We start from the raw sequence: 22,954 nt of genomic DNA, 5'->3' as shown, positions 1-22,954 counted from the left end.
GTTCTCCTTGGGTTGCGCCGGGCCTTGCAGCCACGGCGCGAACAGCCCGCCCAGAACGACAGCCAGGACGGGTGCGGTTTATCTCAGCTCAGGCTCGGCGTCGCTCAGTGCAAGGCTTTCTGGGCATACTTGCCGGACAAGGCCAGGCCTTTGAATTTGAAGCCGCGGTAGTCCTCGGTTTTCACTTGGGTGAGGATGTCGGTGAACGGGCCAAGGCCGCCCATATAGAAGTAAACCGAGTTGGTTTTGCCCGGAATGTTGGCGCCAAAGATCCACGAATCGGTTTTGGCGAACAGGGTTTGGTCGGCGATATCGCGGCAGGTAACGCCCCATTCGTGCTCGCTTTGCGGATCAGCTTCCGCGCAGGCCAGCTCGTTTTCTTCCATAAAGCCGATCATCTCGGACACCCACTCCACCTCGGTTTCAATGGTCGGCGGCAGGTTGGTGAACGGGCCGTTGGGGCCCAAAATCATGAACATATTCGGGAAGTTGGAGGTGGCCACCGACAGGTAACTGGACGGGCCGTCGCGCCAGTGGTCGGCGATGCTCACGTCGTTGCGGCCACGAATGTCGATGCGCTTGTAGTTGCCGTCTACCGCGTCGAAACCGGTGGCAAATACCAGCACATCCAACTCGTGCTCCACGCCGTCGGCGGTACGAATGCCCTTCTCGGTGATTTCCTCGATGGGGTTGGCTTTCACGTCCACCAAGGCCACATTCGGGCGGTTAAAGGTGGCGTAGTAGCCGCTGTCGCAGAGCGGGCGCTTGGCGTACAAGTCCTTCGGCATCAGCTTGCGAGCGGTTTCCGGGTCTTTGACGATTTCAGCAATCTTGTTGCGTACGAAATTCTGCGCCTCGAGGTTGGCCTGCTCGTCGGTAGCAATGTCGTTGAAGGTTTGGAACATAAAGCGGAAGCCGCCGCCGGTGTCCCAGGCGTGTTGGAAAATCTGCTTACGTTCTTCTGGCGACACGCTCATGGTCGGGATGTCGCTTTCTTCAAAGCCGAATGCCAAACGCGAGGAGCGAACCTCTTTCCAGATTTCGTCATAGTTCTTTTTGATATGCGCTACGTACTCGCGACCCACCGGGCCATTGCCGACTGGCACGGTGTACTGCGCCGAGCGCTGGAACACAGTGAGATGACCAACGATTGGCGCGATGGCGGTAATCACCTGGCAACCGGTAGAACCGGTGCCGATCACGCCCACACGTTTGCCTTCCAGCGACGCATCGGCCGGCCAATGGGCGGTGTGGTATTGCTTGCCTTTGAACTGGCTGAGCCCTTTGATGTTCGGCACGTTGGTTGCCGACAGCAGGCCCAGTGCAGTCACCAGGTACTTGGCGCTGTAGTGATGGCCGTCGTCGGTGGTCACGGCCCAGCGGCTGGTTTCTTCGTCGAAGACGGCCGAGGTAATCGCCGTTTCCAACTGGATGTCTTTACGCAGATCGTGGCGGTCCACGGCGTGGTTGAGGTAGGAGAGGATCTGCGGCTGGTCGACGTAACGGGTGGTGATATCCCACTCCTGGCACAGCTCACGGTCCCAGGAGAAGCAGTACACGAAGGTCTCGCTGTCGGACAAAGCGCCCGGGTAGCGGTTCCAGAACCAGGTGCCGCCCACGCCGCCGGCCTTGTCGAAGGCACGCACGTTAAGCCCCAGTTCATCGCGCAGTTTCTTCAGCATGTAGATGCCGCCGAAACCGGCGCCAATGATGATGGCGTCGTAGTTGATGACGTCGGTGCCTACCGAACGTTTAGCCAGAACTGTAGTTGTCATTGTGTTCTCCTAATTGATCCTTGCACCTGCCGTGCCTTAGCGAACCCTCACTAAGCCAAACCGCAGGCAAGCCGATGCCGCCTCCCCGATCTGCGGATCAGGGAAATTCAGACTCGATAGTTGAATGGAGCGAGGCAGTGGCGCCCCGCTCGCTCAGTTACAGCGAGAAGCCGCCATCCACTGCGATGGCCTGGCCGGTAACGTGGGGCGCACAGGCGAGGTACACCGCCAACTGGCCCATGTCTTCCACGGTTTGCGCTTCGCCTTGTGGCAACAGCGCCGACTGGTGGCGTTCCCACGATTGCTCTTCGGTCTCGCCCGGCTCTGCCCAGCGGCCGGACAAACCGGTTTCACCGCGCCACATGCCGGTGCCAACAACACCCGGGCACAGCGCATTGACCGTGATGCCCTCACGGGCCACTTCTTTGGCAAAGGCGTTGGTAAAACCGATAACAGCGAACTTCGAGGCGCTGTAGTGGGACAGGTCAGGGAACCCAACCTTGCCGGCGATGGACGCCAAATTGATGATGCGACCGAATTTGTGCTCGCGCATCAGCCGCAGCTCGGCCTGGCAGCAGAGAAATACGCCGCGTGCGTTGATGTTCATGATGCGGTCCCACTCGCTGACCGCGAGCTCTTGGACCTTGCCTAAACTCACCACGCCGGCATTGTTGACGGCGACATCCAGACGACCGAAGTGCTCGCGTACTTGCTCAATCATTTCTTTCACGCTTTCAGGCTGACCGACATCCACCTGCAACGCCACGGCGCGACGACCCAGCGCACGAACGGCGGCAGCCGCTTCTTCAGCAATGTTGATGTCGTAATCGGCAAGCACCAAGTTGGCGCCGGCGTTGGCCAGGCTGAGTGCGATGCCTTGGCCGATGCCACGACCGGCGCCGGTTACCAGGGCGACTTTGCCCACCAGGGAGAAATTGACCGCGTTAAATTCGCTCATGACATGCCTCTAATTATTCTTGTTGAGTGCGGCCGCTCATGTCGGCTCGCTGAGACAGGCTTGAGCAAGGCAGATGCCAACATCGACAAAAACGCTCGAAAGCGCCGCGCTAGAGCGGTCTATCCCTCGACGGCGATGGCAGGCGGCAGGCGCCGAATTAGACGTTATGTCTCGGCCCAAGCGAGACGGCGAGAGACGCTGAGACGTTATGTCTCACGCACACGGCGTAAACCGAATCAGCTTGTCGCATGGCGTTAACGGGCATTAAATTTGTCCTACAAAAAATAAGAACGACCACGCGGAGGTTATATGTCCTCTGGTTACTCAAAAGCTCACAACGAACACGTGAGCCGAGTGCTACGCACTGCCCAAAGCGCCCCGACCCTGCCGGTTCCCAGCAGCATTGTTGATTCGTGGCGCCGCTCCGTACTGCATCAGGTTGACCCCGGTTCCTTGCAGGGGCCGCGTGTGCTTGAGGCCCACCAGCTCAACGAGCACCGCCAACGCATCGACGACTTCCTGCGCCTGGCGGGCGATGAAATCGGTCGCCTGCACCACCGCGTGCGCGACGCCGACTACTGCGTGATGCTCACCGACACCCTCGGCTGCACCGTCGACTACTGCATCGACTCCACCATCAAAGGCGAATACCGCCGCGCCGGTATCGACCTGGGCACCTGCTGGACCGAAGACGAAGAAGGCACTACCGCCGTGTGCGCCGTGCTGGTCGACAAACAGCCGATCACCGTGCACAAACACGACCACTTCCGTGCCGCCTTCATCGGCAACACCTGCTCGGCGGCCCCGGTGTTTTCCCCCAGCGGCGAACTGTTTGCCGTGCTGGATGTGTCCGCCATTCGCTCCCCCGACGACCGCCGTAGCCAACACCTGATTCGGCAAATGGTCATCCAGAGCGCCGCCGAAATTGAAAACGCCTACTTTATGTACAGCACCCAAGACCTCTGGGTACTGCGCGCCCACGCCCTGCCCGGCTACGTCGACAGCCAGCCCCAGTTCCTGTTCGCCTGGGACAGCGACGGCGTTATCCAAGCCCTAAACCCCGCCGCCCGCCGCTTGCTGATACAGCGCCATGGCCGCATACCGCTTACCGTCCAGGAAGCCTTCGCCTCGGCGCGGCTGCCCAACGCCAGCGACGACAGCGTGCACTACCTGCCAACCCTGGACTTACACGTACGCCTCAAAGCCCCACGGCGCTCAACGTTCGTACCCGCCACCAGCAAAGTCGTTGAAGCCCTCGACCCCAAAGTCGCCCAAGCGCTTGAGTTGGCCGTGCGGGTAAAAGACCGTGGCCTGCCCGTCCTGATTCACGGCGAAACCGGCGCCGGCAAAGAGCACTTCGCCCTGCAACTGCATAAAGCGAGCAAACGCAAAGACAAACCCTTCGTTGCCGTGAACTGCGCCGCCATTCCAGAGAACCTGATCGAAAGCGAACTGTTCGGCTACACCGCCGGCGCCTTCACCGGCGCCAACAGCAAAGGCATGCGCGGCCTGCTGCAACAAGCCGACGGCGGCACATTGTTCCTCGACGAAATTGGCGACATGCCACTGATGCTACAAACCCGCCTGCTGCGCGCTTTAAGCGAAGGCGAAGTGTCGCCCCTGGGCGCCTCCCGCCCGCAACCCATCGACATCCAAGTGGTCTGCGCCAGCCACCGCGACTTGGCCGTCTTGGTCGAACAAGGCAGTTTCCGCGAAGACCTTTACTTCCGCCTGAGCGGCGCACGCTTCGAGATCCCGCCCCTGCGTGAACGCACCGACAAGCTGGCACTGATTAACAAGCTGCTGGACGAAGAATGCGAGCGCTCCGGCGAACGTTTCGGCCTGAGCGATGCAGGCCTTGAGGTGCTGCTGAACCACAGCTGGCCGGGCAATATGCGCCAACTGCACCATGCACTGCGGTATGCCTGTGCCGTGTGTGCTGGGCAAGTGATCGGGGTGCAAGATCTGCCAACTACGCTAGGCGTAAGTGCGCCGGCAATTGGCGTTGAAACGGCAGTGGGAAACCCTGAGCGCCAGGCATTGATCGATGCGTTGGTGCGCAACCGGTGGAAGCCGGTGCTGGCGGCTCAGGAGTTGGGGATTTCGCGGGCTACGTTGTATCGGCGGGTGAATCAGCATGGCATTCATATGCCGGGTAAGGGGTCGTACAACTAGATCAATAAAACAACGCTCGGCAGAGTTTTTCCCTGGACAGAGTCAAAGGATCTGATAACCCCAATAGCGTCTGTTTGACGTACAAACACGAAAAACGTCGCGTCCTATACGGCTTCCGGGCATTGCCTACGATTGCGGTTTATATCGCTTCAAAAAGTGCACTGGCCTAGCTGACTCGCACATTGGCCCTGGAGGTCATTGACTACGGTATATGCGTCAATGCAGTCGGCTCCGGAGGTGTTGTAACCAACATCTTCAACGATGTTGTAACCAACATCTTCAACGATGTTGTTGGAAACGGGCCTAGATTCCTTGCCCAGACGGTTACACAAAGGCGGTGTTTTTCACTTAAAAATATGTGGACACCTCCTCCACTAACCCCAGTATTTCTATGCGTCAAAGAACTTCTTGTCCCAATCCTTTTAAAGCTCGAGTCGTCCAGAAATGCTTACAGCCGGACGCAGACGTTGCGTGCTTGGTGCTACGGTAATGGCTCTCTGGCAACCAATTCGAGATATCCATATGAAACCCAATCCGGCAATCGATAACGTATTACGCGTCGCGTTGGTTACAGGATCGACTTCCGGTATCGGCGCAGCCATTGCACGTGTACTAAGCCTGGCAGGCTATGCGGTGGTGATCCATTCGCGAAATTCTGCGGATACGGGGCGCGCTATGGTTGCCGAAATGAACCAGGCTATTTACGTGCAAGCTGATCTAGCTTTCGAAGCTGACAGGGTCAGGCTTGTTAACGAGGCTATCGCCGCGTGGGGGCAGCTCGACGTATTGGTCAATAACGCCGGTATTAGCAGAGTCATTCCGCACGGCGACCTTGCCTCTGCCAGTTCTAAGGTGTGGCACGAACTTAACGAGGTAAATGTCGTAGCGCCGTTCCACCTAGTCGCTTTGGCCGAGTCGGCGTTGCGCGATGCCGCCCGTTACCGTCGAGCAGGTTGCGTCGTAAACATCAGTTCGCATGCCGGTATCCGTCCTAAGGGCGCATCGATTCCCTATGCGGTAAGCAAAGCTGCGCTTAATCACATGACCCGCTTGCTCGCGGTATCGCTTGGACCAGAAATTCGCGTAAACGCTGTGGCGCCGGGCTTGGTCGACACGCCTCTGACCGCAGAGTGGACAGATGCCCAAGAATTGTGGCGAACTCGCGCACCTATGCGCAGGGCCGCTAGCCCAGACGACATCGCAAAAGCTGTTTTAATGCTGGTCGAGTCGGACTACTTAACCGGCGAGATACTCCTGTCAGACGGAGGGTTGAATCTGACCTAGATTTAGCGTGCTCCGGTGGAGCAGGCGAGAAGACGAGTCACCCTGTTTCGCCGACTGGCCCAAACGCCGGGCGGATACCATAGGTTTTCAGGGCCGGCTTGAGAACTGCGCCTGACGGATACGCTGATGCCGACGCACCGGGCCAGTCAAATTGGGTAGTTGTTGGCGCATCGGTGGCAACTGGCTCAGTTACGCAAGACGAGATGCCCGGACGCTTACGCTTCAACAGCAGCAGAACCGCCTTCAGCAGCAACCGGGGCGAAACCGGTGGAACGCTCGGAGATCACAAGAGTGACTGAACGGCAGCGATGGCGCTCCCGGCATAGTTCGGACGCATTTTCTGATGTCATCTTTGCTTCGTCCGCAGCTCACGCACAGGTCGCCGCTTAACTGACACAGCGAGATACAGGGGTTGTCGATTTATTTTGCCACTGTCAGTGTCTCTTGGCCGCGGGCGGTTGCGACAGGCGCTTGTTCCAGTCGCCGCCGTGGGTGCGTTGGCATTCTTCTTCAGAGTCGAACCGGACCGGTTGCTCGGACGGTGTAACGTCGAGGTTCGCTTGGTTCAGGCCGATGGCGGTGAGTTCAAAAACGCGTGCCTTGGCGTCAGTTTGGGCACGGTGTTTATCAGCCGCCGCTTCAAACACCCAGGTCACTTCTAGCGTTTGGGCAAATGCGGTGGGAGCCGCTGTGTGGGTAAGCCAGGTGAAGCCTGGGATTTCGATTTTCGCGGTCTCGCAGGGCTCGGTTAGCGTTGTGATTTAAACGTCGTTCGATTCTTGCCAGTTCACGCTTGCCTGGGGGCATGCTGGGCTCCGTCGCAGAGTGGAAGCCGGCGCCGCGCGGCTCAGTTAGGCATACACCCTACCCCTATACAAGAAGCGAGTGGGGCACCGCGCGTCCAGTGACAATTTAACGTTTGCCGAGCTGTTCAATCACGCCTTGGGCTTTGAGCTGCGCCAGGCGTTCATCGTCCAAACCCAGCTCGCGCTTGAGCACTTCATCGGTGTGCTCGCCCAGCATCGGCGCCGGGCGTAGGTATTCGACCGGGGTGCCTGACAACTTGATGGGGCTGCCCACGGTGACGAAGTCGGCCTTTAGCGGATGCGGAATGTTCACCAGCATGTTGCGGGCGAGCACCTGCGGTTCATCCAGGGCCTGGGCGATGCTGTTGATGGCGCCGACCGGCACGCCCTGCGGATGAATGCGCCCTACCCACTCGTCCGCACTGGCGCCGAGAAAATGCTTGGCCAGAATGGCGACGATTGCTTCGCGGTTGCTGACGCGGTCGGCGTTGCGGGCAAAGCGTGGGTCTTTGGGCAGATCGGGCAAGCCAATGGCGTTGCACAGCGCGACAAACTGCGAGTCGTTGCCGCAGGCGATGATGAAGTCGCGGTCGCTGGCGCGGAACACTTGGTAGGGCACGATGTTGGCGTGGGCATTGCCGTAGCGGCCTGGGGGTTTGCCAGAGGCCAGGTAGTTTTGGCTTTGGTTGCACAGGGCGGCGACCTGTACGTCGAGCAAGGCCATGTCGATATGCTGGCCAAGGCCGGTCTTTTCCCGGCTGAGCAAGGCGGCTTGGATGGCAACGGTGGAGTACAGGCCGGTCATCAGGTCGGCAAACGCCACACCGACTTTTTGCGGGCCGCCACCGGGCAAGTCGTCACGCTCGCCGGTGATGCTCATCAGGCCGCCCATGCCCTGGATAATAAAGTCGTAGCCGGGCTCGGCGGCACGCGGGCCGGTCTGTCCAAAACCGGTGACCGAGCAGTACACCAGGCGTGGATTGATGGCGGCGAGGCTGGCGTAGTCCAGGCCGTACTTGGCCAGGGAGCCGGCCTTGTAGTTTTCGATCAGCACGTCGCAGCTGGTGGCCAGGGCGCGGATCATTTCTTGCCCTTCGGCGCTGGCGATATTCAGCGCCACCGACAGTTTGCCGCGGTTGGTTGATTGGTAGTACGACGCCTCGCCGGAGGACTCGGCGTTCTGCCCTTTCATCCAGGGCGGGCCCCAGCCACGGGTGTCATCGCCCGCGCCGGGGCGTTCAATCTTGATCACTTCGGCACCCAGGTCAGCCAGGGTTTGGCCGCACCAGGGGCCGGCTAACACGCGGCTTAAATCGAGCACGCGAAATCCAGTCAAAGCACCCATTTCAATTCACCTTTGCTTGCGTGCGTTTACACACGTTCGATGACCATCGCCAGGCCTTGGCCGACGCCGATGCACAGGCTGACCACGGCGTAGCGTTTGCCGCTTTGTTGCAAGGCGCGCGCGGTGCTCAGGGCCAGGCGTGCGCCGGAGGCACCCAGTGGGTGGCCCACGGCGATGGCGCCACCGTTGGGGTTTACCCGTGGGTCGTCGAAGGCAACGTTGAGGCCCTTCAGGCAACCCAGTACCTGGCTGGCGAAGGCTTCGTTGATTTCGATGATGTCCATGTCCGCCAACGTCAATTCGGCGCGCGCCAGCGCTTTGTTGATCGCCTCCACTGGGCCGACGCCCATGATGCGCGGGGCAACACCGGCTGCAGCCGCCGAAAGAATGCGCGCCATCGGCACCAGGCCGTGCCGCTCGCCAGCGGCGGCTGAACCAATCAACAACGCAGCCGCGCCGTCGTTCACGCCGGAGGCGTTGCCGGCCGTAACCACGCCACCTTCGGAAAGCGGCTTGAGGCGCGCCAACGCGGCCAGGTCCGATTGCGGACGCGGGTGTTCGTCGTGCTCCACCACGTTGGGCGGCGTTTTACGCCCGGTGGGCACGCTCACGGCGAGCAGTTCGTCCTGAAAGAAACCAGCACTGCGCGCGGCTTCATAGCGGGCTTGGGAGTTGGCGGCAAAGGTGTCGGCTTGCTCGCGGGTAATGCCGTATTCCTGGGCCACGTTGTCGCCGGTCTGCGGCATGCTGTCGTTGCCAAATTCGGCGACGATTTTCGGGTTGGGAAAACGGGCGCCGATGGTGCTGTCGAACACCGTCAGCTCACGGCTATAGGCGGCTTCGGCTTTGGCCATAACGAAGGGCGCGCGGGACATGCTTTCCACCCCGCCGGCCACAAACAGCTCGCCTTCTTCGCACGTCACGGCACGCGCGGCGTCAATCACCGCGGCCAGGCCACTGGCGCACAGGCGGTTTACGGTTTGCCCGGGAACAGTCACTGGCAAGCCAGCGAGCAGCGCGGCGTGACGCGCGATGTTGCGGCTGTCCTCGCCGGCCTGGTTGGTGTTGCCGAGAATCACATCTTCAATGGCTTCGCCGGGAATGGCGTGGCGGGCCAGCAGCTCATGAATGACATGGGCCACCAGGTCGTCCGGACGTACCGGTGCCAAGGCGCTGCCGTGGCGGCCAAAGGGGGTGCGCAGACCCGCGAAGATATAGGCGTCGAGCATGGAGAAATCCTGGCGTTGTCGATCAGTTAAGGGAAGTTTCGAGATGGCGCAGCGACAGGCCTAGCGTGGCGCGGCGACGCAACCAGGGGCCTGGGCGGTAACGCGGGTCGCCGGTGAGCTGCGTCATGCGCTCGAGCACGGTGTGCAAGCGTTTGGGGCCGATACTGTCGCCCCATGCCAACGGCCCCTGCGGATAACCCAGGCCACGGCGCACGCCTTCGTCCAGGTCATCAACGCTGGCAATGCCCTGCTGGACGATGTCGCCGGCCAGGTTGACGATCATGGCCAGCACCCGTTGGGCCACAAACCCGACGCTGTCATTGATCACACTCACGCCCACGCCATCGCTGGCCAGCAGCGCATGGGCGGCGTCGCGCATATCGGCGCGGGTGGCGGGGTTGAGCATCAAGGTGCGGTAGCGGTCGGTGTCCAGCAGCGGGTCAATGCACACGGTGCGGGCGGCGTCAGTGCCAAACAGGCCAACGGCGCTGGTGGCGTCCAGCCCGTATGGTGCCAACAGGCACAGCGCTTCGGTGCTGGGCTGGGCGCCCTCTTCCACCTGGGCGCCCAGTTGCTGCAGCAGTTCGCTAAAGCGGGTGTGGTCTGCTTTGTTCTCGGTACCCAGCCATACCGGTGGCAGGCTGGTGACGCTCGGCACAGGTTGTGGCGCGGGCGGATCGATCATCTTGCCGTCGGCATAGCGGTAGAAGCCGCGGCCCACTTTGCGGCCGACATAACCGGCGTCCAGCATTTGCCGGGTTAGCGCTGCCGGCCGATAACGCGGTTCTTGGTAAAACTGGTTGTAGATCGACTCGATCACCGGGTGGGAGACGTCCAGCGCCGTCAGGTCAAACAACTCCAACGGGCCCATGCGAAAGCCCAGGCCTTCACGCAGGATTCGGTCTATTTCGGCCGGTTCGGCAACGCTTTCCTTAAGGATTTGCAGGGCTTCGGTGCTGTAGGCGCGGCCGGCGTGGTTGATGATAAAACCGGGGGTGTCTTTGGCGCGGATGCCGCGATGACCCATGCGCGTAGCCAGGGCTTGCAGGCAGTCGCCCACTTGCGGGTCGGTGGCCAGGCCATCGACGACCTCGACCACTTTCATCAGTGGCACCGGGTTGAAGAAGTGAAAGCCTGCCACGCGCTGCGGCACACGGCAGTGGCGAGCGATGGTAGTGACCGACAACGACGAGGTATTGGTGGCCAGAATGCAGTCATCGGCCACCACGGCTTCGAGCTCGGCGAGCAACGCTTGTTTGGCGTCGAGGCGCTCGATAATGGCTTCCACCACGAGGTCGACGTCGCCCAGCTCGGCAAGGGCGGTGGCGACCTGCACGCGGTCGATAGTTGCTTGCGCATCGGCGGCGGCAATCTTGCCCTTCTCTACCAGCTTATCCAGCGTGCCTTTCAACGTGTCACGCGCGGCTTGCGCGGCGCCGTCACGGTTGTCGAACAGCATGACCCGCACGCCCGCCTGGGCGGCGATCTGTGCAATGCCGGTGCCCATGATGCCGGCGCCGACTACGGCCATCTGATTAATGGTGCGTGTCATGGTCACTCTCCCGAGAAGATCGCTTTGCGTTTTTCCAGGAAGGCTTGCGCGCCCTCTTTCTGGTCGCGCGAATCGAACAGCAGTTGGAACGCTTTGCGCTCCAACACCAGGGCGCTTTCCAGCGGCAAGTCGGCGCCGGCCAGCATCACTTCTTTGATTTGCGCGACTGCCAGCGGTGGCAACGCGGCGATTTCGGCGGCCAGCTCCAGCGCTCGGGTGATGGTCTGCTCGTCTTCCACCACTTCACTGAGCATGCCCATGGCCAAGGCTTGCTGGGCGGACACCAGGCAACCGGTCAATGCGATGCGCATGGCCTGGAATTTACCCACTGCGCGAATCAGCCGCTGGGTGCCGCCCGCCCCCGGCATCAGGCCAAGCTTCACTTCGGGCTGGCCAAAGCGCGCCGAGGCGCCGGCGACGATGATGTCGCAGTGCATGGCCAGCTCGCAGCCGCCACCCAGGGCAAAACCGTTGACCGCCGCGATAATCGGCTTGGGGCAGCGCGAGATGGCTTCCCATAGCAGCTCGGTGTGGCGCAGGTACATTTCGATTGGGCTGGCTTGGGCGAACTCGCGGATGTCCGCCCCCGCTACGAAGCACTTCTCACCGCCAGTCAACACGATGGCGCGCACCTGCGGGTTACGGGCCACGGCACGGAAGTGTTCAGCCAGTTGTTCGCGCACGGCGCCATTAAGGGCGTTCTTTGCTTCTGGCCGGTCGATGCGCACAACGGCGACACCGTCTTGGCGAATATCCAGATGCACTACAGATTCAGGTTGCTGACTCATACCCACCTCTAAAAGTGTTTCGCTATACGAAACTGCATTCCGTATTACGAATTATCATAGAGATGGCCCGGTTTTTATGTAAACCAAAAATCCAAACTATTTATTTAAAGTGTTTATTTACAGATACTTATGCCACATAAAAACAGCGTTTCAATTTCAGATCCGACTGATCTATAATTTCGCCAGACGAAACACGGTTTTATTTTCTTGCATTTGCCAAAAGTGGGGTTCTACCATGGCTCGCAACAAAGCGGATCAGCAAAACGCTGAGAGCAGCACCGGAGCGGATGAAATCGGCTTACTGAAGATGGGCATGCTCGACCCGGCCACAGCGCTTGGCGAGGACGAAGCCGGCGGCCAGTTTGTGACTGCGCTGGCTCGCGGCCTGGAGCTGATGCGTTGCTTTACCCCGCGTGACAACGTGCTGGGTAACCAGGATTTAGCGCGCATGACAGGGCTGCCGAAACCGACTGTCACGCGCTTGACCAACACCCTGATGCGCCTGGGCTGCCTCAAGCGTGAAGTGCACTCGGGCAAGTACCAACTGGATGTCGGCGTGTTGGGATTTGGCTACGCCATGCTGACCAACCTGTCGATTCGGTCGGTGGCCCATCCGCTGATGGAAGAACTGGCCAACCACGCGCAAGCCGCCGTGGCGATGGCCGCCCGGGACCGCCTGCAAATGGTTTATCTGGACGTGGTGCAAGGCCAAGGCAACACCACGATGCGCCGCCAGATCGGCAGTTACCTGCCCCTGGCGCAAAGCTCGGCCGGCCGGGCTTGCCTGGCCGCGATGCCGGAAAGCGAGCGGGAGTTTCTGCTCGACCACATTCGCCAGCGCGAAGCGGACCAATGGCCTGCCATTCGCAAAGGCCTGGATCGCGCGTTTCGCGATTACACCGATTACGGCTTTTGCCTGTCGATCGGCGAATGGCACCGCGACGTCAACTCCGTTGCCGTGCCGCTGTTACACCCGCAGTTCGGGTTACTGACTTTCAACTGCGGTGGCCCGAGCTTTCAACTGCCCCGGGACACGCTTGCAGACGACATCGGGCCCCGCCTGATCAACATGGTTAACAACATCGGCGCCGCTGCCCGCTAACGGTTCAGGGGTCGGCGCCCCTTACGAAATCGGCCCACGTGGTGGGCCACAGGAGCGCATATGATCCGTGATACCGAAACCCTGCAGATTCTGGTGGACTCGCTTCGCCAGTTCGTCAACGAAGTGCTGATTCCCCGTGAAAACGAGGTGGCCGAAACCGACGCGATTCCTGCCGATATCGTCGATCAAATGCGCGACATGGGCCTGTTTGGTTTAACCATTCCGGAGGAATACGGCGGCCTGGGTGTGACCATGGAAGAAGAGGTCAATATCGCCTTTGAACTGGGCCGTACCTCGCCGGCGTTTCGCTCCTACATTGGCACCAACAACGGCATTGGCTCCATCGGCATCTTGCTTGATGGCACCGAAGAGCAACGCCAGCACTACCTGCCCATACTGGCCAGCGGCGAGCTGCTTAGCTCCTTCTGCCTGACTGAGCCAGACGCTGGCTCCGATGCCGGCTCGTTAAAAACCACCGCCGTGCGCGACGGTGATTTTTACGTTCTGAACGGCACCAAACGCTTTATCACCAACGCTCCCGAAGCCGGCATCTACACCGTGATGGCGCGCACCAACCCGGCCATCAGAGGTTCTGGCGGCATCAGCGCCTTTATTGTTGAGCGCGGCACCCCAGGCGTTGTACTGGGCAAAGCCGACCACAAAATGGGCCACAAAGGCGCCCACACCTGCGACGTGATTTTCGACAACGCCCGCGTGCCCGCCAGCCAACTCATCGGCGGCGTAGAAGGCGTTGGTTTTAAAACGGCGATGAAAGTCTTGGACAAAGGCCGTCTACACATCGCGGCCCTCAGCGTTGGCGCCGCCGAACGTATGCTCGACGACGCCCTGCACTACGCCCTGGACCGCAAGCAGTTCGGCCAACCCATCGCCGAATTCCAGCTTATCCAAGCCATGCTCGCCGACAGCAAAGCCGAAATTTACGCGGCCAAGTGCATGGTGCTGGACGCAGCGCGCAAGCGTGACGACGGCAACAATGTCAGCACCGAAGCCTCCTGCGCGAAGATGTTTGCCACCGAAATGTGCGGCCGCGTGGCGGACCGTTGCGTGCAGATTCATGGCGGTGCGGGCTACGTCAGCGAGTACGCCATTGAGCGCTTCTACCGTGATGTGCGGTTGTTCCGCATCTATGAAGGCACCACGCAGATCCAGCAGGTGGTAATTGCGCGCAATATGATTCGCGAAGTGCAGCGTTAACAACCAGAAAGCCCCTGCTTCGGGGCTTGGCGGCCATCCCTGAAAGCGCAGGCGCGCCTGCCTGTTCACGGGATGGCGCTGTGGTACTCAAGGCATTAACCGCGCTGCCAGAAAATCGACAAACACCTTTATCTTTGGCAATGGCTGGCGGCTAGACGGCCACAAAATGCTGAGGGTGCGGCGGTCTTGAATGTAGCTGTCCAACAACGGCACCAAGCGTTTTTCTTCGATCGCCAGGGCGACGATAAAGTCCGGCAAACAGGCAATACCCTGCCCGGCTTCGGCCATGGCCAGTAACGGGTCGATGGCATTGGTGACGGCGGTTTGCGGCAGGTCCAGGTGTATCTGTTTGCCATCGGCAAATAGCGGCCAGGGGTCCAGTTTGCCGCTGGAGGGATAGCGGTAGTGCAGGCAGGCGTGGGCGTTCAAGTCCGCGGGGGCCTTGGGTACGCGGCGCGCTTTCAGGTACTTCGGCGCGGCCACCAGGCGGTGGCTGAAGCCATTGAGCCTGCGCATCATCAGGCGTGAGTCCTGTACCTCACCAATGCGCATCACGGCGTCAAAACCTTCCTCGATTACGTTGACCAGGCGATCGCTGAAGTCTAACTCCAGCTCAATGGCGGGATAGGTTTGCTGGAACGCTATCAAGTGCGGCATTAAGCGCATGCCCAGTTGCGGCAAGCTGATGCGTAGTTTGCCTTGAGGGTTGCCCGCCGCCTGAGTCAGTTCACGCTCGGCCACTTCCAGCTCGGCAAAGATGCGGTGACAGCGCTCGAGAAACAATGCACCTTCGGCTGTAAGGGTGATCGCCCGCGTGGAGCGATGAAACAGCCGCACTCCCAGCCGTTCTTCCAACTTGGTGATCGCTTTGCCAATCGCCGATGACGACACCTCTAATCGCCGCCCGGCTTCGGTAAAACTCCGCCCATCGGCCGCATGCACAAACGCCGACAACGCGCCCAACTGATCCATTTTCGCACTCACCATTACATCCTTACATTCCGCAATGTTTGGAATTCTAGCTTATTTTTCTTTCCTGCCTGGCCCCCTATAGTCGCTGGCATCCTGACTAGGGCCTCGTTTGCCCTGGGTCTCTCGTTAGTCTCGAGGTATCCATGACCTATCCCGAACTCCCTAAAGAGCTGGCCGAGCACCGCGGCTTTGCCCGCGTGTTTCAACCCGGGCATCTGACCTTTGGGTTTATCGCACCGCTGGAAAGTTACCCCGATAGCCCAGGCCCCACCCTGGCCAATCATGCCGACATGGCTCGCACGGTTGACCAGGCCGGCTTCTCGGCCATCTGGCTGCGCGACGTGCCATTCTATGACCCAAATTTTGGTGACGTTGGCCAGGTGATCGACCCCATGGTATATGCCGGCTACCTCGCCGCCATCACCGAAAAAATCGCCATCGGCACAGCGGGCATCGTGCTGCCGCTGCGCGATCCATTGATCGTTGCCAAGCAGGCGGCCAGCGTCGATCAACTGTTGGGTGGGCGTTTTATTCTCGGCCTGGCCACGGGCGACCGGCCGGTGGAATACCCGGCCTTTGGTGCGGATTTCGATAACCGCGCCGACCGTTTCCGCGATGCGCTGGCGGTGGTTCGTGCCGCCACAGAGCGCGCCTGGCCGGTGCATGGCTCGGCTTATTACGGCGAACTCACTGGCAACCTGGACCTGGTGCCCAAACCTCTGGCGCCGCGCCTGCCGACCATTGTGGTGGGCATGGCCGGCCAGAGCATGGAGTGGATCGCCGAAAACACCGACGGCGTGCTGTGGTATTTCACCGACCCAGCAAAAATCCCCGACATGATCAACCGATGGCAAGACGCCAGCCGTGGACAGCCGTTCAAACCCTACGGTTACGGCACCTTCTTCGACCTGGCGGCCGACCCCAACCTGCCCCTGCAAACCGGCCGCGTGCTGCGTGCCGGGCGTAACACCCTGATCGACCTGTGGCGCCGTCAGCAAGACCAAGGGGTTAATCACGTGGCCCTGAATTTCAAGCCACAACAACGCCCCGCTGCCGAAGTGATCGACGAGATGGGCGAATACATCCTGCCGCACTTCCCGAGCCTGGAACCGGCCCTGACCACCCCTTCTGCGCCGCGGAGCCGTTGAAATGCAACATGCCGCTCACGCCATGGATTTCATTTTCCAAACCAAGCTCGGCACTTACCCGTTAGCGGTGCAGTGCGAGATGCTCGCCGAACTCGGTTATCAGGGCATCACCGTTTCGTCCTGGAGCAAAGAGCTCAAGGACTTGCCCAAGGTAAAGGCCCAATGGGGCCTCGATGTCGGCGGTGTCTATGCCATCTACCGCCAAGGCCTTGAGGCCTGGTTGATCAACCTGTTCGAGACGATCGAAGGTTGCAACACCATCGAACTGGCGCTGCATTCCGGCGACAAGGTGCAGGAACAGGACGTGCGCATGCTTGAGCAGCTGTTGCTGATTTGCGAGCGCCGCAATCTGAACATTGCCCTGTACCCGCACATCCGTTACGGCATGCAAACGACAAGCGAAGCCGTGCAACTCTGCGAGCGTTTCAACCATCCGCGCCTGGGCATTGTGTTCAATGGTTATCACTGGTTCGCCACCCAGGAAGGCGAACTGGAGCAACGCCTGGACGCCCTGTGGCCGTGGCTGAAACAGGTAAACATCGCCGGTTGCCGGCTCTCGCCATTGGGCTGGGGTGGCGCCGCCACTATCGAGCCGCTGGATGAGGGCGAGATGGATAATTTTGTGCTGCTGGGCGCTTTGCAGCGCCGTGGTTATTCGGGCCAGGTCGGCTTTCTGGGTTGGGAGAGCATGGGCGGCGATGTGCATGGCAACCTCAGCCGCTCGCTCACCGCGTTCCGCTCTATGGAGCGGCGCCTGGCGCGCAACCCGCATTGGGCGTTGATGACGGACTTCCCACGGTGAACGGCGCAAACCCCATCCACGCTCTGGACTCGTTTTTCTATACGTCCATGGGCGTGTATAGCTTCCAGGCGCAGTGCGAGATGGTCGCCGAAGTCGGCTTTGATGCCATTACGGTCGCTGCCTGGGGCGGTACTCCGCTCACCGACCTCAGCCAACTCCCGAAGGTGAAAGGTCGGCATGGGCTGGATATCGCCGCGCTGTACCTGGTGCTGCACGAGGGGCGCAACGACGCTTTGGTTCGTCGAATCGTGGAGTCGGTTGAGGGCGTTGAGCTAATCGAATTGGCGGTGCAAACCTCGGTTAACGGCCTACCTGCGATCCTGGCCGTGATCGAAGGTTTGTTGCCGATTGTGGAGCGCCGAGGCCTGCGTTTGGCGTTGTATCCACATCGCAACCACGTGACGCAAACCACCGCTCAGGTGGTGGACCTGTGCAATTACTTTCACCACCCGCGCCTGGGCGCAGTGTTCAACGGCTACCACTGGTACGCCAGCCAGGAAGGTGATTTGCAGGGCTGCCTGGACGCGATGGCGCCCTGGCTTATGCAAGTCACCACCTCCGGCTCAGCGCTGTCGCCCCTCGGCTGGGGCGGCGTAGCCACCATGGAGCCGCCAGATCGCGGCGAGCTGGATAATTTTGCCCTGCTCGGCGCCCTGTCTCGCATGGGTTACACCGGCCGCGTTGGTGTACTTGGCTGGGATTACGGTGGCGATGTGTACCTGAAACTGCAGCGTTCGCTCAGCGCCATGCGCGGTATTCAGCAGCGTCTGTCCCGCCATCCGAACTGGGCCGATATCCCGCTCAACCGCTAATTCCGGGCACGGCGCGACACCGCTGGCCTCTATCGAACTGGAGTTGTTATGACTGCACTGTCTGTGCTGGACCTGATGATGATCGGCGAAGGCAAAACCTACGCCGACACCCTGGAAGGCGCTCGCCAATTGGCACGCCACGTTGAACAACACGGCTACAACCGCTACTGGATTGCCGAGCACCATGATTTGCCCGGCATCGGTTCCATGGCCACGCCCCTGATCGTGCAACACCTGGCGGCCTCCACCAGCACGCTGCGCGTCGGCGCAGGCGGCGTGATGTTGCCCAATCATTCGCCGCTGATTGTGGCCGAGCAGTTCGGCACGCTGGAGACCTTGTTCCCGGGCCGCATCGATCTTGGCCTCGGCCGCGCACCCGGTAGCGGCGGCCCTACAGTGCGGGCCATTCGCGGCCTTGCCCCGGAACGGGATTTTGCCCAGGACGTACAGAAGGTGCGCGACTACCTGCAAGACAATGGCCGTGAAGCTGTGCACGCCCTGCCTGGTCGTCATGACATACCGATGTGGATTCTGGGCTCCAGCCTGCAGGGCGCCGACCTGGCCGCACGGATGGGCCTGCCCTACGCGTTCGCCTCGCACTTTGCGCCACGAATGCTGATGCACGCCCTGGCCCATTACCGAGAAAATTTCCGCCCCTCCGAGTACCTGCAACAGCCGTATACCATGGCCGGGGTGAACGTTATAGCCGCCGATACACGCGCCCAGGCGCAGTATCTGGCCAGCTCTCATCAACAATGGGTAGTCAGGCTACACGCAGGGCGTCCAACGCTGCTGCCGGCGCCGGAGGAAGGCTACCTGGCAAGCGTCACACCAAGGGACCGACAGGGACTCGACCAGGCCATGGCCTGTACCGCTATCGGGGATAAAGAGGATGTCGGCGCGTGGCTGCGCGAATTCATCGCCACCACCGGCGTAGACGAGTTGATGATTGATGCGCGCATCTACGATTCAGCCGCGCGTTGCCGCTCCTATCAGTTGGCGGCGGAGTCGATTGGCAACCTACTCACCCGTTAACCGCAAAGAGCATACAGACGAGCGCTGAGGAGAAACCTCAGCGGTTGTCGACGCGTTTGATAAAGGGTCGCACGTCGATAGAGGCCCAGACATTTGCCTGGTTAAAGGGGTCGTCTTGCAGGAAGCGGGTAACCGCTTCAAGGCTGTCGGCTTCATAGAGAAAGAAGCTGCCAATCATGGTGATGCCGTCCGCCGTAGTCAGCGGACCCGAGATAAGCGTTTTGATCGGCGCCGTATTGAGGTACGCCTTGTGCGCCTCGTAATGTGCCAGGCGACGCTCCAGGGCATCGTCATGATCCAGGCAATAGACGGTGACGTTCATCCATTCATCTCCCCAGCGTTCTGCCTCGAAAACGCTGGTGCCCGGTCGTTACAACCAGGCACCCCGTTCAGCCTGCGAATGGCTTAAGCAAAGCTCAGTACGTCTGCAACAGCCAGCCGCGGTTTTTTCGGCCAGTTGTCTGCAGCGGCACGCCCGACGGTAACCAGCATGACCGGCACATCGGAAGCTTCAAGATTGAATGCCTCAGTCACAGCGCCCGCATCAAAACCAATCATCGGGCAAGAGCCCAGATCCAGGCCTTTGGCAGCGAGCATCAGGGTCATGGCCGCGAGCGACGCGGAACGAACAGCTTCATCACGCTGGAGGGCCGGGTTTGGGCCGTACATGTTGCTTGCCGCGCCTACCCAGCCTTCGTACGTGGCGTGGTCAAGGATGCCGACGGATTTTGCTGACGCCAGTGCGGCCGGCAAGGTCTCTTGAATGCCCAGTTTGCCGCACACGATAAAGGTGACGGCAGCGTCCAACACTTTCTGCTGCCCATAGGCAGCTGGATGCAGACGGGCTTTTGCTTCAGGCGAGCGTACGGCGATGAACTTCCAGTTCTGGCCATTGAACGCGCTGGGCGCTTGAGTGGCCAAGGCAATCAGCTCGCCGATTTCTGCATCGGATAACTGATGGGTTGGGTCGTAGTTGTTGACCGAGGTGCGGGAGGTAATGGCTTCAATAACGTGGGTCATGGTGTATCCAAAAAGGGACTGGTGAGTGGCTGACGGGGTGACTGCCGGCGACGCGACTCAGCGCGTGAAACCGTCGAACGAATTCATGTACTGCGCACCAAAGGCGTCCAGGTGTTTGCGCGTTGGCGCATCCGGGTTGCCGTACACCATCAACTGGGTGATCTCGACCAATTCCAGGAATTTGGCCCCGTACGGCGCGAAGGTTTCTTCGATATGGCTGACCACCGCATCGGCACGGTAGCGCTCAATGATGTGAGCCTCGGTGTGCGCATCGTTCACGCTGTATTGATACATCAGGGTGCCGGGTTCTTTGCTGGTGGCCGCGACAATGTTGGCAACCAGGGCTTTGAACTCGGTGAAGTTTTCCGGGGCCAGGCGCAGGGTAAAAATACTGATGACTTCGTCTTTCATGGGGCGTCCTCACAGAGCTAAAGGCAAACCATGCTGCGCGTGCAGGCAGAGGGTTGTGGAGTCAGCGGCCATGCTAAGGTAGAGCGGCAGGCAGATAAACAGCCTACAAATCACAGATAGGTAGCATAATTTGCTACTCGAATAAGCTCTCAGGAATGCGGACATGACCTCCGAAGACTCCTTCAGCGGCATCCATATTTTTCTCGCCACGGCCCGTTCGGCGACCTTCACTGAGGCGGCCGAACGGCTAGGCCTTTCCAAATCGGCGGTAGGCAAGGCCATTGCGCGGCTGGAGGCGCGGGTGGGCACCAGCCTGTTTTATCGCTCCACTCGCCGCCTCTCCCTTTCTCCGGATGGCGAGGCCTACTACAACGTGTGGTCTGCCGCTCTGGAAGATATCAAAGCCACCGAGGGCAACCTGGGCAACAAGCTCGGTGTACCCACAGGGCGGCTGCGAGTAGACATGCCGGTGGCCTTTGGCAAACAAGTGGTACTGCCGGTATTGCTGGAGATGAGCAAACGCTTCGCGCAGCTGCAACTGACCCTGACCTTCAGCGACCAACTGGTGGATCTCACCGAAGAGGGCATCGACCTGGCCATTCGCTTTGGCAGCGTCGACAGCGTGCCCGGCCTGGTGGCAAGGCGTCTCACATCGCACCGTTGGGTCACGTGCGCATCGCCTGCCTATTTAGCCGAACACGGCACCCCGCTCACCCTGGAAGACCTGGCGCACCATCGCGGCATCGTGGGTTATCGACGGGGCAGCCTGATGCCCTGGAAGATGACCCAGGCCGGCCAACCGGTGAAGTTCTCGCCGCCGCCTACCTACCAGTTTGACGATGCCGAAGCCATGATCGAAGCCGCCCGTGCTGACCTCGGCATTTGCCAGATGCCCCTGTGTTTGTTTGAAAAAGACATCGCCACGCACGCGGTGGTTACAGTGCTGGAACCGTTCGAGCCAGCACCGGTTGAGGTGCATGCCCTGTGGTCGAAGAGCAACCACTCGCGGCCGAAAATTCGCTACCTGGTGGACGAGTTATTGAAGCTCTATGGCCGAGACTAGGCCTTACCCCGGTTAATCAGCGTCATTACGCCAATGCACGCCACCAAGGTAATTGCCGATACCAGCATGGCGTTGGACATGCCATGGGCAAACGCCGCCGCATCGGCTCGGGCGATCAGGGTTCCGAACACCGCCACGCCAATCACCCCGCCCAACTGCCTGGCCGAGGCCATCAGCCCGGACGCAATGCCGGCATCGTGTTGAGAAACCGAAGCCAGCATGGTGTTGGTGATCGAAGGCACCGAACAGGCACTGCCAATACCCACCAGCATCAAGGCGCCGTTGAGCAGCCACAGTGACGAGTGCGGGCCGATTTGCGCCAGCGCCAGAAAGCCGATTACCTGAATGCTAAAGCCGGTGGTGATGATGCGTTTGGCGCTTACACGGCGGGCAATTCGCGATGACAGCAAGGTCGACAGGGTGAGCACTGCCGTCAGCGGAATAAACGACAGGCCGGTTTTAAAGGCGTCGTAATGCAGAATGGTTTGGAAGTAGATGCTGAATACAAACACAGTGCCGTAGAAGGTGAAATTGATCACCGCCCCGGCCAGCGACATGCTCACCAAACCGGCGTTGGTAGCCAGGCGTGCCGGTAACATCGGCGCCTTTACATGGCGTTGCACCCACACAAATACCAGCAGGAAGGTTACGGCGATGGCCAGCGCCGAATACGTCAGCAGCGTCCAGCCCTGGCCGCAGGACTCGGTCAGCGCATAGGTCAGCGACGCCAGGCAGATAGCGATGCTGAACTGCCCTCCTGCATCCACACTTTTTTCCACCCGCGGCGATGGCGCGGCGTAACGACTGATAAGCCAGATCGCCAACACGCCGATGGGCACGTTAATCAAAAACACGCTGCGCCAACCCAGGTAATCAATCAGCAGCCCACCCAACACCGGCCCGGCGGCTAGCGCGATGCCGCCACATGCGCCCCACAGCGCCACGGCCGATTTGCGCCGTTGCGGGTCTTCAAAAGAGATGCGAATAAGCGTGAGCGAGGTCGGCACCAAAAACGCCGCGCCCAGGCCTTGTATCAGGCGCATGGCAATCAGCATCGGCATGTTCTCCGCCAGCCCGCAGCCAATGGAGCCCAGGGTAAACACAGCAAAGCCGGTGGTGTAGGCAGTTTTCGCGCCCCACTTATCACCGCAGGCGCCGCCCAGTATCAGCAACGCCGAGAACACCAGGGCATAGCTATTGATCACCCACTGCAAACCGGTGAGGTCGGTATCAAAGGCCTGTTTAAGCGCACCGAGGCCTACGTTGACCACGCTGACGTCGAGCTGGACCACGAGAAAACCTAAGCAACAGGCCAGCAGAATGGGTTTAAGGCGCTGAGAGGGGGTGGACATGGGCATTCGAAGTAAAGGGAGGCGGCCATGCTAACCAAGGAAAGCACTCGGAAAAACGACCCTGAGCTCGCCAATGGGTAGACGTCAGCGCTACGGTCGCCCCGCTTGAT

At 60.3% G+C, this 22,954-nt stretch carries 20 protein-coding genes and 4 pseudogenes; 10 read left to right on the top strand and 14 right to left on the bottom strand.

Translation table 11 applies throughout. The features are described 5' to 3' along the window. Positions 1–104 precede the first annotated feature (104 nt). Positions 105–1,775, bottom strand: a complete 1,671-nt coding sequence (locus PKE98_RS17495; RefSeq protein WP_271196603.1) for a flavin-containing monooxygenase — start codon at positions 1,773–1,775, stop codon at positions 105–107. A 157-nt stretch (positions 1,776–1,932) separates the two neighbouring features. Further along, positions 1,933–2,733, bottom strand: a complete 801-nt coding sequence (locus tag PKE98_RS17490) for an SDR family NAD(P)-dependent oxidoreductase (RefSeq protein ID WP_271196602.1) — start codon at positions 2,731–2,733, stop codon at positions 1,933–1,935. A gap of 309 nt (positions 2,734–3,042) precedes the next feature. Between PKE98_RS17490 and PKE98_RS17485 the strand changes: the two genes are divergently transcribed. The 3 genes and pseudogenes from PKE98_RS17485 (at position 3,043) to PKE98_RS17475 (ending at position 6,192) form a co-directional block, all read left to right on the top strand. Continuing rightward, positions 3,043–4,908, top strand: a complete 1,866-nt coding sequence (locus tag PKE98_RS17485; protein WP_271196601.1) for a sigma-54-dependent Fis family transcriptional regulator — start codon at positions 3,043–3,045, stop codon at positions 4,906–4,908. A gap of 93 nt (positions 4,909–5,001) precedes the next feature. Continuing rightward, positions 5,002–5,228, top strand: a pseudogene (locus tag PKE98_RS17480) (SDR family oxidoreductase); the annotation flags it as partial. 202 nt (positions 5,229–5,430) lie between these two features. Beyond that, positions 5,431–6,192, top strand: coding sequence for an SDR family NAD(P)-dependent oxidoreductase (locus PKE98_RS17475; RefSeq protein WP_271196600.1), 762 nt, complete (start codon positions 5,431–5,433; stop codon positions 6,190–6,192). A 218-nt stretch (positions 6,193–6,410) separates the two neighbouring features. On the opposite strand, the pseudogene PKE98_RS17470 reads toward PKE98_RS17475, so the two are convergent. From PKE98_RS17470 to PKE98_RS17440, 7 genes and pseudogenes are all read right to left on the bottom strand, one after another. Then, positions 6,411–6,526 (bottom strand): annotated as a pseudogene (locus tag PKE98_RS17470) (electron transfer flavoprotein subunit alpha/FixB family protein); the annotation flags it as partial. Continuing rightward, a pseudogene (locus PKE98_RS17465) lies at positions 6,520–6,612 on the bottom strand (DUF1289 domain-containing protein); the annotation flags it as partial. The pseudogenes PKE98_RS17470 and PKE98_RS17465, both read right to left, overlap by 7 nt. 14 nt (positions 6,613–6,626) lie before the next feature. Further along, positions 6,627–6,999: pseudogene (locus PKE98_RS17460) on the bottom strand (hypothetical protein). Positions 7,000–7,104: 105 nt separating this feature from the next. Beyond that, positions 7,105–8,343 (bottom strand): CaiB/BaiF CoA transferase family protein, encoded by a 1,239-nt coding sequence (locus tag PKE98_RS17455; protein ID WP_271196599.1) that lies wholly within the window; start codon positions 8,341–8,343, stop codon positions 7,105–7,107. Positions 8,344–8,369: 26 nt separating this feature from the next. After that, positions 8,370–9,572 carry a 3-oxoadipyl-CoA thiolase gene (locus PKE98_RS17450; RefSeq protein ID WP_271196598.1) on the bottom strand — a complete coding sequence of 401 codons (1,203 nt, stop codon included), beginning with the start codon at positions 9,570–9,572 and terminating at the stop codon, positions 8,370–8,372. 22 nt (positions 9,573–9,594) lie between these two features. Next, positions 9,595–11,124 carry a 3-hydroxyacyl-CoA dehydrogenase gene (locus PKE98_RS17445; RefSeq protein WP_271196597.1) on the bottom strand — a complete coding sequence of 510 codons (1,530 nt, stop codon included), beginning with the start codon at positions 11,122–11,124 and terminating at the stop codon, positions 9,595–9,597. 2 nt (positions 11,125–11,126) lie between these two features. Continuing rightward, on the bottom strand, positions 11,127–11,912 hold the full coding sequence (locus PKE98_RS17440; RefSeq protein ID WP_271196596.1) for an enoyl-CoA hydratase: 786 nt from the start codon (positions 11,910–11,912) through the stop codon (positions 11,127–11,129). 235 nt (positions 11,913–12,147) lie between these two features. Here PKE98_RS17440 and PKE98_RS17435 point away from each other — a divergent pair, with 235 nt between their 5' ends. Then, positions 12,148–13,014: an IclR family transcriptional regulator gene (locus PKE98_RS17435; protein WP_271196595.1), complete on the top strand. Its 867-nt coding sequence runs from the start codon at positions 12,148–12,150 to the stop codon at positions 13,012–13,014. Positions 13,015–13,074: 60 nt separating this feature from the next. Beyond that, positions 13,075–14,229, top strand: coding sequence for an acyl-CoA dehydrogenase family protein (locus PKE98_RS17430; protein WP_271196594.1), 1,155 nt, complete (start codon positions 13,075–13,077; stop codon positions 14,227–14,229). A gap of 87 nt (positions 14,230–14,316) precedes the next feature. On the opposite strand, the gene PKE98_RS17425 is transcribed toward PKE98_RS17430, so the two are convergent. Then, on the bottom strand, positions 14,317–15,201 hold the full coding sequence (locus PKE98_RS17425; RefSeq protein WP_271196614.1) for a LysR family transcriptional regulator: 885 nt from the start codon (positions 15,199–15,201) through the stop codon (positions 14,317–14,319). Positions 15,202–15,344: 143 nt separating this feature from the next. Between PKE98_RS17425 and PKE98_RS17420 the strand changes: the two genes are divergently transcribed. From PKE98_RS17420 to PKE98_RS17405, 4 genes are read left to right on the top strand one after another with little or no spacing between them, the layout of a single operon-like run. Continuing rightward, positions 15,345–16,349: an LLM class oxidoreductase gene (locus PKE98_RS17420; RefSeq protein WP_271196593.1), complete on the top strand. Its 1,005-nt coding sequence runs from the start codon at positions 15,345–15,347 to the stop codon at positions 16,347–16,349. Position 16,350: 1 nt separating this feature from the next. Further along, positions 16,351–17,151, top strand: coding sequence for a sugar phosphate isomerase/epimerase family protein (locus PKE98_RS17415; protein WP_271196592.1), 801 nt, complete (start codon positions 16,351–16,353; stop codon positions 17,149–17,151). A gap of 47 nt (positions 17,152–17,198) precedes the next feature. Next, positions 17,199–17,963 (top strand): sugar phosphate isomerase/epimerase family protein, encoded by a 765-nt coding sequence (locus PKE98_RS17410; protein WP_271196613.1) that lies wholly within the window; start codon positions 17,199–17,201, stop codon positions 17,961–17,963. Between the two features lie 48 nt (positions 17,964–18,011). Then, positions 18,012–18,998, top strand: a complete 987-nt coding sequence (locus PKE98_RS17405) for an LLM class flavin-dependent oxidoreductase (RefSeq protein ID WP_271196591.1) — start codon at positions 18,012–18,014, stop codon at positions 18,996–18,998. Positions 18,999–19,035: 37 nt separating this feature from the next. Here PKE98_RS17405 and PKE98_RS17400 read toward each other — a convergent pair whose 3' ends face one another. The 3 genes from PKE98_RS17400 to PKE98_RS17390 all read right to left on the bottom strand — a co-directional run bounded on the left by PKE98_RS17400 (position 19,036) and on the right by PKE98_RS17390 (position 20,429). Beyond that, positions 19,036–19,320: a YciI family protein gene (locus PKE98_RS17400; RefSeq protein WP_271196590.1), complete on the bottom strand. Its 285-nt coding sequence runs from the start codon at positions 19,318–19,320 to the stop codon at positions 19,036–19,038. An 83-nt stretch (positions 19,321–19,403) separates the two neighbouring features. Then, entirely contained in the window at positions 19,404–20,018 is a 615-nt protein-coding gene (locus PKE98_RS17395; RefSeq protein WP_271196589.1) for a nitroreductase family protein, read from the bottom strand. A 57-nt stretch (positions 20,019–20,075) separates the two neighbouring features. Continuing rightward, positions 20,076–20,429, bottom strand: coding sequence for a putative quinol monooxygenase (locus PKE98_RS17390; RefSeq protein WP_271196588.1), 354 nt, complete (start codon positions 20,427–20,429; stop codon positions 20,076–20,078). Positions 20,430–20,592: 163 nt separating this feature from the next. Between PKE98_RS17390 and PKE98_RS17385 the strand changes: the two genes are divergently transcribed. Continuing rightward, positions 20,593–21,492 (top strand): LysR family transcriptional regulator, encoded by a 900-nt coding sequence (locus tag PKE98_RS17385; RefSeq protein ID WP_271196587.1) that lies wholly within the window; start codon positions 20,593–20,595, stop codon positions 21,490–21,492. Here the strand turns inward: PKE98_RS17385 and PKE98_RS17380 are convergent. Further along, positions 21,489–22,844 (bottom strand): MFS transporter, encoded by a 1,356-nt coding sequence (locus tag PKE98_RS17380; protein WP_271196586.1) that lies wholly within the window; start codon positions 22,842–22,844, stop codon positions 21,489–21,491. The two genes, PKE98_RS17385 and PKE98_RS17380, sit on opposite strands and share 4 nt — an antisense overlap. Between the last annotated feature and the right edge of the window lie 110 nt (positions 22,845–22,954).

It is taken from the genome of Pseudomonas turukhanskensis, assembly GCF_027922365.1.
GTDB classification, from domain to species: Bacteria; Pseudomonadota; Gammaproteobacteria; order Pseudomonadales; family Pseudomonadaceae; genus Aquipseudomonas; species Aquipseudomonas turukhanskensis.
Note: the sequence above shows the minus strand (reverse complement) of the source record. Positions and strands in the feature narration are given on the sequence as shown.